The 12,665-nt window shown below is 54.9% G+C and carries 8 protein-coding genes and 1 riboswitch; of the genes, 2 read left to right on the top strand and 6 right to left on the bottom strand.

From position 1 onward, the window contains the following. Positions 1-22: 22 nt before the first annotated feature. From QU597_RS03005 to QU597_RS02985, 5 genes are all read right to left on the bottom strand, one after another. Positions 23-1,423, bottom strand: a complete 1,401-nt coding sequence (locus tag QU597_RS03005; RefSeq protein WP_310831305.1) for an NCS2 family permease — start codon at positions 1,421-1,423, stop codon at positions 23-25. A gap of 128 nt (positions 1,424-1,551) precedes the next feature. After that, a riboswitch (purine riboswitch) is annotated at positions 1,552-1,651 on the bottom strand. Positions 1,652-2,407: 756 nt separating this feature from the next. Next, on the bottom strand, positions 2,408-3,946 hold the full coding sequence (gene guaA, locus QU597_RS03000) for a glutamine-hydrolyzing GMP synthase (protein WP_236335890.1): 1,539 nt from the start codon (positions 3,944-3,946) through the stop codon (positions 2,408-2,410). A gap of 172 nt (positions 3,947-4,118) precedes the next feature. Continuing rightward, on the bottom strand, positions 4,119-6,473 hold the full coding sequence (locus tag QU597_RS02995) for a DUF4129 domain-containing transglutaminase family protein (protein WP_310831304.1): 2,355 nt from the start codon (positions 6,471-6,473) through the stop codon (positions 4,119-4,121). Next, positions 6,442-7,836: a DUF58 domain-containing protein gene (locus QU597_RS02990; protein WP_310831303.1), complete on the bottom strand. Its 1,395-nt coding sequence runs from the start codon at positions 7,834-7,836 to the stop codon at positions 6,442-6,444. Before QU597_RS02990 ends, QU597_RS02995 begins: the two co-directional genes overlap by 32 nt. A 155-nt stretch (positions 7,837-7,991) precedes the next feature. After that, positions 7,992-9,380, bottom strand: coding sequence for a polysaccharide deacetylase family protein (locus QU597_RS02985; protein WP_310831302.1), 1,389 nt, complete (start codon positions 9,378-9,380; stop codon positions 7,992-7,994). Between the two features lie 108 nt (positions 9,381-9,488). Here QU597_RS02985 and QU597_RS02980 point away from each other — a divergent pair, with 108 nt between their 5' ends. After that, positions 9,489-10,157: a DedA family protein gene (locus QU597_RS02980; protein WP_310831301.1), complete on the top strand. Its 669-nt coding sequence runs from the start codon at positions 9,489-9,491 to the stop codon at positions 10,155-10,157. Between the two features lie 108 nt (positions 10,158-10,265). Here QU597_RS02980 and QU597_RS02975 read toward each other — a convergent pair whose 3' ends face one another. Further along, positions 10,266-11,519, bottom strand: coding sequence for an MFS transporter (locus QU597_RS02975; protein WP_310831300.1), 1,254 nt, complete (start codon positions 11,517-11,519; stop codon positions 10,266-10,268). Between the two features lie 157 nt (positions 11,520-11,676). Between QU597_RS02975 and QU597_RS02970 the strand changes: the two genes are divergently transcribed. After that, a complete protein-coding gene (locus QU597_RS02970; protein ID WP_310831299.1) occupies positions 11,677-12,630 on the top strand; it encodes a helix-turn-helix transcriptional regulator in 954 nt (317 codons plus the stop codon). Positions 12,631-12,665 lie beyond the last annotated feature (35 nt).

The following is a 12,665-nucleotide window of genomic DNA, read 5'->3' as shown; positions in this document are numbered from 1 at the left end:
CCAATTAAATAAGTTGTGAGGCTTAGCCTTGGCTTCCGATCAGAACATAACGCAGAATAATCAGAACTGCCAGCACCCACATCATCCAGTGGATATCATATTTCTTCTTGCCGGCCACATTTGCTACGCCCGCAAGGATTACATAAGTTACAATCCCGAACGAAATCCCGTTAGCAATGTTATAAGTAAACGGCATAATCGCAAAGGTCAGGAAGGCCGGAATTGCATAAACCATATCCTGAAAATCAATTTCACGGATCGATTGAGCCATAAGCACACCTACAATAATCAGGGCCGCTGCAGTAGCTGAACCAGGAATCAGCGCGACTACCGGAGCCAGGAACAAGGCGAGCAAGAAGCAGACACCTGTAGTTACGGCAGTCAGACCTGTACGGCCGCCTTCGGCAACACCGGCAGCACTTTCGACATAAGCCGTTGTAGTGGAAGTACCGAGCATAGCACCGCCTGTAACAGCGATCGCATCTACGAACATCGCGTTTCCGACGCGTCTCTTACCTTCTTCTTTGTCCTTCATAATTCCTGCACGTTCAGCAGTACCTACCAGCGTGCCAAAAGTATCAAACAATTCAACAAAGGTAAAGGTGGCAATCGCCGAAACAATACCGGTGTGCATGATGCCGTCCCAGTCAAATTCCATGAAGTTCAGCTGCGTGAAATCTGGAACCCAAGGGGTTTGCGGGCTGTTAAGTGTGCTGAAATCAACCGCGCCCATAAGAATGGCGACCAATGTAGTACCCAGAATACCGAACAGAATTGCACCGCGTACCTGCAGTACCATCAGTACGGCGATCAGCAGAAGACCGATGATTACCAGCTGAACGTTCGTATTTTCCAGGCTGCCCATATGAATAACCGTTTCAAAGGAAAGAACATCTGTAAACTTGTTAGCAGCAATGTCGCTACCGGATTCCACGCCGATCGTCATAAGTCCGCTGTTCTTAAGACCGATAATTGTAATGAAGAGCCCGATGCCGACTGTAATCGCATGCTTCAGACTGTCAGGAATAGCGGTGAGCAATATTTGCCGCACCCTGGTGACGGTTAGCAGAATAAAGATCAGACCGGAAATAAACACCGCAGTCAGACCCATCTGCCAGCTGAAAGGATGATCAGTCGTTTGCGAAGCTAAAACTACGGAAGCAAAATATGCATTAAGGCCCATACCAGGTGCCAGAGCTACCGGGAAATTAATGAACAGTCCCATGGCAATTGTAAAAATACCTGCTGCAAGTGCTGTAGCCAGAAATACAGAATACCAGCCCATATCAATGCGGCCGAAGGCTGTGAGCGTGCCGGGGTTCACCGACAGGATATAAGCCATAGCCATAAACGTGGTCAATCCGGCCATAATCTCTGTGCGTACTGTAGTGCCGTTTTCTTTCAGTTTGAAAAAGCGGTTCAAATGGTTCTCCCCCTAAGGTGTATGTTGTGTCTGAGCCCATAGAAAAGCCGGTATCTGATTAGACACCGGCCCGAAAAAAGAGAAGGTCCCTTATCTCCCCCCAAGCCGGAAAGGCCGAAGGTCCTCATGGAATCGCTCTTCTTAATCGTAGCCAGGTCATTACGGTGACCTCGTAGAGACTTCCGGGCCGATCCCCGGAATTATACGAATATTTATGTTGCTCAACGCTTTTTTATTTTAGGTGTACATGACATGACTTGTCAATGGGAAATACGAACATTGTACGTAATGTTTTTGTTATTGTTCGTAAATAAGACAATTTCATGAATCCGCCACGCGGCTTAGGCCCCCAGACTTCCAGAATACGGCTGAGTCATGCAATGAATGGATCGGATTCCTGCACACTCCCGTCCTGAAATTCCCTTCTGTTCTAGAAATGCCCTAATTTTTCGGGGTTATGCAGGAGATACCGATGATGTGTAGCGGTATTTTGGGGGAGGAACGGAAGGAATGAGAGGAATGGGAGGAGAAATGCAGTGGAGAACTATTACCCATACGGATGAGCAAGTGTACGATGTGAAGAAATGAAATGAGACAAGAGGAGATGAGTCGAGATGGATTGAGATGGATTGAGATGGATTGAGATGGATTGAGATGGATTGAGATGGATTGAGATGGATTGAACTGGATTGGTTTGGGGTGGATGGGTGGGTGAATTGAGTTGAACTGAGGTGTACTGAGGTGAATCGGGTTGGTTGAGGGGGAGTCAACTGAAAGTTCGTAACCTCAGAGGGATTTATACCTCTCTTTTTGCTGCCAAAGCTGGTTTTCGCACATTCAGTGGGATTTATACCTTTCATTTCGTCTGGGCTAGAGAGGCCCACTCTGTACTACCGGCATAGTTCTTATCTTAAAAAAAAAGAGCCGGAGACGCCGTAAACGGCACTCCAGCTCCTGTATTTTTTATGAAATCTAGTTTTCAGCCTATTCCCACTCAATCGTTGCAGGCGGCTTGGAGGTTACGTCGTAGACGATACGGTTGACGTTGTCTACTTCGTTGACGATGCGAACGGAGATTTTCTCCAGCACATCCCATGGAATACGCGCCCAGTCGGCCGTCATGCCGTCGATGGAAGTGACCGCACGGATACCTACGGTGTAGGAATAGGTACGTTCATCCCCCATAACGCCAACGCTCTTCATGTTCGGCAAGGCGGTGAAATACTGCCAGATTTCCCGGTCCAGACCGGCCTTGGCGATTTCCTCACGCAGAATGTAGTCGGAATCACGGACGATCTGCAGCTTCTCTTCCGTAACTTCACCCAACACACGGATAGCCAGTCCCGGACCTGGGAACGGCTGACGCCAGACGATCGCGCTTGGCATGCCCAGCTCTTCACCCAGCTTGCGGACTTCGTCCTTGAACAGTGTATTCAGCGGCTCGATCAGGCTGAACTTCATGTCTTCCGGCAGGCCGCCGACATTGTGATGTGATTTGATGGTCTGTGCGGTTGCCGTTCCGCTCTCTACGATATCCGTATACAGCGTACCTTGGGCCAGGAACGAGAAATCACCCAGCTTGGCCGATTCTTCGTCGAAGCAGTAGATAAATTCATTGCCGATAATCTTACGCTTCTGCTCAGGGTCGGAGACACCGGCCAGCTTGCTCATGAAACGCTCCCGTGCGTCAATCTTCACGACATGAATATCGAATTTGCCGACAAAGGTTTCCATTACGCTCTCAGCTTCGCCTTTGCGGAGCAGGCCGTGGTCAATGAACATACAGGTCAATTGATCGCCGATCGCCCGGTGAATCAGCATCGCTACTACCGAGGAGTCTACACCGCCGCTGAGGGCGCAGAGCACTTTTTTGTCGCCGACTTTATCCTGGATATCCTTAACGGCATCCTCAATAAAGGATTCCATCGTCCATTTGCCTTCACAGCCGCATACCTCGTACAGGAAGTTCGAGATCATCTCATTCCCGTTCACGGAGTGGCGTACCTCAGGGTGGAACTGCACCGCGAAGAATTTGCGGTCTACATGACTCATTGCCGCAATCGGAGCACTCTCTGTGCCGGCATCGAGCTTAAATCCGGTTGGAAGCTCCACTACATGATCGCCGTGGCTCATCCAAACAGTCTGACCGCTCTCCAGTCCGGTAGCAAGTACAGCGCCCATTTCAAAGTCAACGTTGGCTTTGCCGTATTCCCGCTTGTCCGCACGTTCAACCTTTCCGCCTTGCTGGTGGGCCATAAGCTGCATACCATAGCAAATCCCAAAAATCGGCAGTCCCAGATCATAAATAGCCGGATCCACGTGAGGTGCATCCTCAGCGTAAACACTGCTTGGTCCCCCGGAGAAAACAATCCCCTTCGGTGAAAGTGCTTTGATCTTCTCAATTGGCGTATTGTACGGCAGAAGCTCGCTGTATACCCCCAGGTCCCGAATTCTGCGCGCGATAAGTTGGTTATACTGTCCTCCAAAATCGAGAACGACGATAATTTCATTTGGCTTATTCATTACGTGCCTCCCTTGATTATTGGATTCATTATACTCATGGTTAATTCTTACCGTCAAGGAAAGGGGGACACGTAATCCATAAGCTTTTTGCCCATAAAGTCCGGCAGTGCAAGGATCGGAGCCGGAGGGAAAAAAGCCGGGCGGCTCTTTTGGAAAAGCTGCCCGTTTCCGCTTAGGCCAGACGGAAGGTAATGGTCAGGCAGTGGCCGATAAAGGCGGCGGCTTCTACGCCGTCCTGCAGCCCTGCCGGGCCGGGAGGCTCCGCCCCGTCCGGACTGTACGCCAGCGATTCCCACTGGCGTACGAACTGCCGGACCGCGGCGCGCAGCCGCGCGTCCTCGATCGCCAGGGAGGCTGCGTACTCCCTGGCTGTCAGGCCTTGCGGCGGCGGGCCGTACCGCGCCGCAAGGCCGCCCCAGGCCAGCGCGGCGGCGCGCAGCTGCCGCTCGCGGCTGGCCCTGCCGGCGTGCCGTGCCGCCGGCAGCAGGGCCAGGCTCCGCCGCCAGCGCCAGGCGGCGGCGAGCACCAGCGCCGCCGCAGCGGGCGGCGCCGGGTTCCCGCCCGCCGGCGGCAGGGCGGGCAGGGCGTCCGCGCGCAGCGCAGCGGACGTCTCCTGCGGCGCGGCGGCAGGCGCCGCAGCGGGGAGTGCCGCCGGTTCCCGGGCGGCAAAAGCAGTCCCCGGCGTAGGATCGAAGGGTACCCAGCCCGCGCCGGGGAAATACACCTCCACCCAGGCATGGGCATCAGCCTGGGTGACATTATAGCGCGGCTGCCCGCTGCCGCCGGCCTCAAGCGTCCCCGGCCCGTAGCCCTGGACATACCGGGCCGGGATACCGCTGCTGCGCAGCAGTACTGTCATCGCCGATGCGAAATGGACACAATAGCCCTGCTTCGTGGTGAACAGGAAGTCATCCACGAAATCCGCAGCGGCCGGCGGAATCCGGGTCTCCAGCGTGTAGGTGTAGCCGTTCTGCAAATACCCCTGTACGGCAGTGACCGCATCATAGCGGTTATCCGCAGAGGCAGTTAGCTGTCTGGAGAGTGCGGCAATCCGTCCGGGCAGCTCTGCCGGCAGCTGCAAATATGAATTCGTTACAGCCTGAGGGTCCGCTGTGTCCAGCTTGCGCAGTACTGCCGGATCACTCTCGGGCAGCAGTGACTTCACGGTGTACCCTGTAATTCGGGCAGAGCCGGAAACTTTCGGCAGACGGAAGCGGTCCCTCTCCCGGTTAGCCAGCACATAACCCAGCCCGCTCCCGTCCTTCAGCTCTACCCGCTCCACGTCCGCTACCGTTCCGGCACTGAACAGCGGGAGACCACCGGAAGAGGGCGCGTCAAACTCAATCCGCTGGACCAGCATCGCTGTGTCTCCGAATCCGGATGCTGACAGCTCCCGGGAAGGAAGCTCTCTTATATTAAGCGGTGCATACAATGTGCCTTCCCTTATCCAGCGGCGGCCGTCATAATAGGCAAGGCTCTCTCCCCGCCAGTAGACCGGGCGGCTGGTAATGGCCGTAAATACAGGCGTTTTGCTGGAAGACAGTGGTGCTCCAAGCTCCCCCTCCCCTGTGCCGTATCCTGTAGCTCCCGCTGAAGGCTGCAGTTCCTTCGTCTGATTTAAGACCCGGCTTTCACCCCATTGCTGCAATTGTGTCATCACCTTCTGCAGTGTAACGGGTTCAGCCGGACGCGGGCCATACAGCTGTCCCCCTGTCCAGGCTGCTGCTGTCAGCAGGGTGGCAGTGATCAGGGCACAGCCTCCCCAGCGGACGTAAGGAAGCTCGCGTTTCTCCGTCCGTTCCTTAAGTCGCAGCAGTCCGCTGAGTCCCCGCATCCAGAGGATCAGCCCTGCCGTGACCAGCACATTGCTTGTGGTATTCAAGCTGAAGGCCATATCCAGTACAAGCAGATAACCTACAGTTACTATCGTGAACAGGGACGTACTTCCCCTGTATAGCGCCAGCTGCTGCACGGAAGCAACCAGCAGGCCCCAGCCCAGTACCAGAATAAGCAGCCTGCTGTCCTCGCTTAGCTCCGACACCTGACCCGTGAAGAATAAAACCGTCTCCTCCGGAATTCCCGCCGCGTAAGCTGTTAGCCATCCGGGACCCTCATTTCTGGCACATGCCCAGTACCAGGTCAAGATGATCACCACAGACTGGACTGAAAATTGCAGTACACCGGGAACCCGGAAGCTGCCCCACAGGAGCAGCGCCCCTGCCGCAAGCATCAGAATCTCCAGCAGCTCTGCCGTGTCCGCCGTTTTCACCGACCGGTGCAAAGGCATCAGCCACTCCACAAACATTCCCAGAATAGCCAAAGAGAACAACAAACGGTAAGACAGAGGAATGCTGCCTCCGTTTCCCGTCTGACTGTTCTCCGTTTGTTCTAGAACAGGCTGCTGTGCAGGCCCGGGCATTACCTGTACACTCTGCCCGTTTCGCTTGCGTCTCCCAGATGAAGCGACCGTCATTGCCGCGGCATCCGTTGGCGGCCTACCCCAGAGTCGGTCTCCCCGGAAATTCATGAAGCTCCGCCTCCTTATGCCCGTCTGGCGGAACCGGATGCAGGCAGTACATCTTGGCTCCGAGCCGGGCCAGGCTGCTCCCTATCGTTCCTGCAGTATGATGCTTATATTCCACTGCCGGATCATTGAGAACGGCCGGATTCCGCAACATGTCCGCCGCAGCGGGAGCTGGCTGGTCCCACACATAATACAGCTCTACTCTCACCCCTTGTACAAGGAACCGGGCAAGCGTCCGGGCTGCCTCTTCCTCCAGCCGTCCGGTAATGACGGCCACTGTCATGCCGGGAATCCAGCCCTTCGATGCATCCTCCAGCAGCCGGCTGAGGCTGCGCGTGCCGCTAGGCGTAATTTCGGTCAGCATATCCTGCACTCTGCCGGGAAGCTTCCCAAGCCCCTCATGTCTGGCAAGCCCTTCCGGCCAGCCGCCGCTGAACAGCTGGACATAGGCTCCGCTGCGCTCCGCCGACAGCATCAGCCCCATTGCTGTGGATACAGCCCGTTCGAAGGCAGGGGCTGCCGTACTCCGCTGGCTGCGCGGGATGAGGGCGCTATAAGGAACCTCGTAGTTCTCGGGGCTGTTGGCCAGCACAATGCAGGTCATGCGCCCTTCTTCCCGCTCCGGCACCCGGCTCTGCAGCGAGCCCTTACGGGCGCTGTTCTTCCAGTGGATCCGGCTGAGCGGATCACCCGGTGCATAATCACGGATATCCGCTGCTTCACCGCTGTTCCGGCCCCGCTTCAGCGACAGCACATCTCCGGGCATGAGGATGCTCTCCGGCAAAGTTCCGCCGATATAGAGCGGCCTTGGAAGGACTTTGAAGCCTGCGTTCCCTTCGGGGCAGCACCCGCCTGTGAACAGTCCGGGCAGATCCCCCCAGCTCATTCTGCAGCCGTGAAGCTGATGGATGCCGCGCGGCATCTCATGAAGCTTATAGACATAATGGAAGGAGCGCCGAAAGCCCGGAAACAGCAATTCCTGATGCCAGCCGCCGCTCCAATAATCAGTGATGATCATCCACGGGATCGGGAGCCAGGTGGTGAAGCTGACCTGCACCTCAACGTTCACATTATCCCCGGCCACCGGGCGGGCAGGAGACATGCTGCGGACGATCTTTACGCTGCGCGGCCCGCAAGCCTGCAGCAGGAAGCCTCCTAACATCAAAAGTCCGCTGGCTGTCAGGAGGAACAGCAGGGAGGCTCCGCCCCGCCAGGCATATAACGCGGCAAGCACTGCAGTGATAGCAAGCATACGCAGCCACTGCCACGCCATACTGCGGCTGTGCGGAAGAATCCTTCCTGCAGCGGCGGATAACTGGTCCTGCTGCTTATTTTGTGTCTGCTCTATTAGTGATGAATAGGACAATGGGATAACCTTCCTTTGCGGTCATAGACTAGCTCCGCAGTATGTCTCCAGAAATCGATGGAAACAGTACTAAGAAGCCTACTATTGTCTATTCTTCCCACGAAAAAGGGTACCCAAACCCCGCATATCCCCTTCAGTACTATGGATTCCTGCGATCAGCTCGCTATGACCCGGCGTTCTCCCCCCGTCACCCGGGCCTCCAGCAGAGGATGTCCCGTTGCCTCAAGCAACTCGCGCAAAGGTAGCCACAAGGAAGCGCCAATCATTTCTACATTGGATTGTCTGTACACGGTGGTGCCATCCTCCGAAGTCAGCGTCAGTCGTTTCTTGACCGCATCAGCGCTGACATGATGTCCGTTCCAGATGATACTGCCGCTGCGGCTGGCTGCATTCCAGCTCACCTGTCCGCCAAGCCTTTCAATAACAGCCCGGAGCGGAACCATATATTGCCCTCCAATGATCCGGAATTCTCCCGGCTCAAGCTTCGCTTCCAGCATCCCCACTTCCAGAGCCAGCGGCTTGCCCGGTGCAAACAGTCCGGCATTCGGCAGAATATTGGAGGCAATCCAGGCCTTGGACGGTTTAGTGCGATCCGACGCTGCAGCCTCAGCGGACACTCTGAACTGCACCGGTTCCTGCCCTGCATCCAGTACACCAAACGTATATCCGGCAGCCTTGTATTTTGCGATAATCTCCGGCAGCGCCTTCGCGCTTTCCGAATGGCCTGCCCCGTCATGGAGCAGCAGAATAATGCTGGAAGCCTTCATCGAGGCCACCGATTGACGCAGGATCTCCGCTGCAGGCACTCCTTTGCGCTTGGAGTCCCCGCTGTCCACGGTCCAATCCGTGACGGTATATCCTGCTTCCTTCAGCAATTCAAAGTAGGTCGCATCAAAATGGCCGTAGGTTCCCCCCGGTGCACGGACAAGCTGCGGCCGGAGACCTGTTATGTCCCGCACCACTTCTTCTGTCTGCTTGATCTGATTCCAGAATTCCGTGAATCCGCTATATAAATCATGGTAATTATGATTATAGGTATGATTACCGATGGCATGCCCCTGCTCCCAGATGGCATTGATCAGCTCGGGGCGGCTTCTGGCCTGTTCTCCCAGCACAAAAAAGGTTGCCTTCACCCCCTGCTTGCGCAGGGTTTCCAGCACTACAGGCGTCACATTACTGGGGCCGTCATCAAAAGTAAGGTAGACCGTCTTTTGCGACTTCTTCTGCTCTTTCTGCTCTTTCTGCTGCTCCTTCTTCTGCACCAAGGGCACAATAGCTGCCGCAGGTTTCCCGGTTACAGCGGATACTTTGGCTGCATTATTCCCTGGTGTACTGCGGCTTATCGGGACGAAAGGCGGCGTCACAGCTTGGACAGGGACCGGGGATACCTTAGCCGGACTCACAGCCGGTTCGGGCAAATCTTGCGTCGCGGCAGCCGGAAGATTATTCTTAGAGAGTACAGTTATTACACCTACTATTATTGCCATAGTAAGCAACCCGCGGATGATCATCCGGCGGATCAGTGTTCTTTTGCTACCCTTCATCTTCTCTACCTCCAGCATTCTATTGGCGCTTCAAACTTATTGGTAGATTGTATGAAGACAAGCTTCAAAATAGAATTAGGCATGCTGCCCTTGGAGAGTGACTTGGTTATGGAAATGCTGAAATGGATTCAGGAGTTATTCGCCAATTACGGCTATAATGTGCTGTTCTTTGGACTTTTGCTGGAGTTTGTAGCCTTGCCTTTTCCAGGGGAGACAACAATGGCCTTTGCAGGCTTCCTTTCTTACACTGGGAGGTTGGATTTCCCGGCGCTGGTTGCTGTCGCTTTTGCAGGCACTACTGCCGGAATGACCATAACCTATCTTATCGGCCTAAAAGCGGGGCTTCCCTTCATTCAGCGCTACGGCAAATGGTTTCTATTCTCTCCGGCCAAGCTGGAGAAGACGCAGCGCTGGTTCGAGCGGTACGGGAGTCTTCTGATTTCCATCGGCTATTTTATTCCTGGGGTCCGCCACTTTACCGGTTATTTTGCCGGCATTACCGCTTTGCCCTTCCGCAAGTTTGCAATGTACGCCTACGGCGGAGCCCTGCTCTGGGTGCTGCTGTTTCTGGGCATCGGTAAAATATTCGGACCGCAATGGATGGGCATTTTCCACCTGTTCGAGCTGTATGCACCTTGGATTATCTCCGGTCTTGCGGCACTTGCGGGCCTGATCGTCATCTACCGCTACCGCCGCACACTGGCTATCCGTCTGCTCCGGCGCAAACCGGATCTTGAACTGAAAGCCAAACTGAAGGAGACTTCCAAGGGCCGCTGAGCCCTTACCTTTGCAATATCGAAAAAAGCAGCCAGGCGCCTCCCGAATGATTTTCGGAAAGGCAGCCTTGGCTGCTTATTTTCTTACGCCCTGACTTTAGTGTTTGGACTATACCTTCTTCTGCCTGCTTCTCATTACAGCGTATCCTGCCAGCACCAGCGCAATTCCTGCGAATCCCGCCCCGCCGGCGAACCCGAGCATGCGCGGCTCTACGTATTCAAGCAGCCAGCCGGCGCCCAGCATCGATATTCCCACGAGTGTCCCGCCCGCCGCCGACAGCATTCCAAAAATCACAGGCTGCAGCTGAACCGGCGTCTCCCGCATGACAAGGGTGTCTAGACAGGCATTGCCGAGTCCTCCCGCCAGAGACAGCAAAATATACAAGAAGAAGACATGAATGAAATGACTGCTTGCGCTGATTGTCATATGCAACAGCCCTTCCAGCAGGAGACCCGTGAGCGCTATGGTCAGCAGCCGCTTCTGAAGCAGCCGGCCGGCAAAAAAGCTAAGGCTGAGTCCAATCCCAAGCGCCGCATAAAAAGCGCCAACCCCGGCATCCCCGGCATGAAACTCCTGCACAGCATATACACTAATTAACACATTGTCCCAGCCGTTAATAACCGGTACCAGCAGTTCATACCCGATCACAATCTGTAGCGCCAGGCTACCCCCCGCCACAACTTTAAGGGTCTGGAAGCGTCCTGCAGTTTCTTGACCCGCTGCTGCTGATTCCTGGAACGCTTCCTCTTCTTCCCGTACAGCTGACCTTCCGTCAGACTGCGGGAAACGAAGCCCCCATAGCAGCAGTGCCGCCACTAAAAAAGATGCTGCATTCACAATGAACGCCATGTCCGGACCGAACCAAAGCGAGACGATACCGCCGATAAACGCGCCCAGAATGAGCACACAGCCGTTCATCAGCTGTTCCAGGCCGTTGATTCTAAGCAGAGCAGAAGCATCGGCCAGTAAAGGAATCGACGATTTGCGTACCGGGCTATATATCGCTTCCCCCGCAGCCATTAAGAAACTGCCGGCATAAAGCACCCACAGCCTGCTTTCCCCATTGACCAGCAGAAATGACAATGCGACAGGTATACGCAGCAAATCTACCGCAATCATAATGGCTTTGCGCGGCAGCCTGGTAGCCAGCATCCCCCCCAGCGGAGCCATAAAAAGATAGGGCAGCACCCGTACCCCGAGTGAAATGCCTACCGCCATACCCGACCCGGTCAGCTTCAGGACCAGCGCCAGCATGGCAACACTGCTGAAGCGGTCTCCTATTCCATTGATCAGTCCGGCAGCGAACAGCCTTGAATATCCCTTTGGCTGCCTTCCGGCCGGAACCGTAATCCCGTTAACCATTGTAATAACCCTCACAATCAAAATTAAATAAATATCTAATTAGATAGTAATCGAATTTAAAGGTTATGGCAATGCTTTCTTTTCTTTCACCGGCGAAAATTATAGAATGATTGTTGATTGCCTTATGGAAATCCACTGATAAAGAAGGTGCCCTCCCGTGAAAATAGACCGTCTGCTCTCCATCGTCATTCTGCTGATGAACCGCCCCCTAATCCAGGCTAAGGAGCTCGCCGATATGTTTGAGGTATCGGTACGCACCATTTACCGCGATATTGACAGCATTAACGGAGCCGGCATTCCCGTCGTGACCTATCAGGGAGCCGGCGGCGGAATTGGGCTGATGGAGGGCTATCGCCTCGACCGCAATGTGCTGACGGAGCACGAGCTTGCCGACATTTTCACCGCGCTACAAAGTGTATCCACCTACGGCGGAGGCGAGCATAACCTGCTTATGGAAAAAATCAGCAGCGTTATCCCCCCCTCCCAAACCGCTGCCTTCCGCAGTAAAACCACCCAGCTGATCGTCGATTTCTCCCCCTGGGGGCTGCAGAAGCCGCTGGAGGAGCGGCTCGCACTGCTCAAAGAGGCTCTGGAAGAAGCGGCAGCCGTTTCCTTCGAATACGTTACTGCCGACGGTAAAATAAGCCGGCGGTCCGTAGAGCCCTATACGCTGGTGCTCAAAGGCCGGGCTTGGTACTTATACGGATTCTGTGCAGAGCGCGAGGATTTCCGGCTGTTTAAGCTGCTGCGCATGAAGTCGCTGATCAAGGAAAAGCGCAGCTATGTCCGGCAGGAGCTCCCCTTGAAAGAGCTGCCCTGGAGCAGCGGGTGGTCAACCCCCTCGGACACGACCCCCGTTGTGCTGCACTTTTCCGCTGAAGGCAGACATCTTGCGGAAGACTATTTTGATTACAGCGAGCTTCAGCCGGATGGGAACGGGGGATACACCGTGACTGTCTGCTACCCGGAGGATAACTGGCTGTACGGTTTCCTGCTGGGGTTCGGAACCGCAGCAGAAGTACTGGAGCCGGAGCATATCCGGCTTAAGCTGGGTGAGATTGCGGCAGGGGTCGCCGCTAAATACCAGGGCAGCGCCGGTGGTAATGCCTAAGCTCCATCAAATGATAATAAAAAAACGGGACTTTC

The sequence above is a fragment of the Paenibacillus pedocola genome, from assembly GCF_031599675.1.
In the GTDB taxonomy this organism is placed as follows: Bacteria; Bacillota; Bacilli; order Paenibacillales; family Paenibacillaceae; genus Paenibacillus_AQ; species Paenibacillus_AQ pedocola.
The sequence above is the reverse complement of the archived record's forward strand: the minus strand, read 5'-3'. Positions and strand labels throughout refer to the sequence as shown.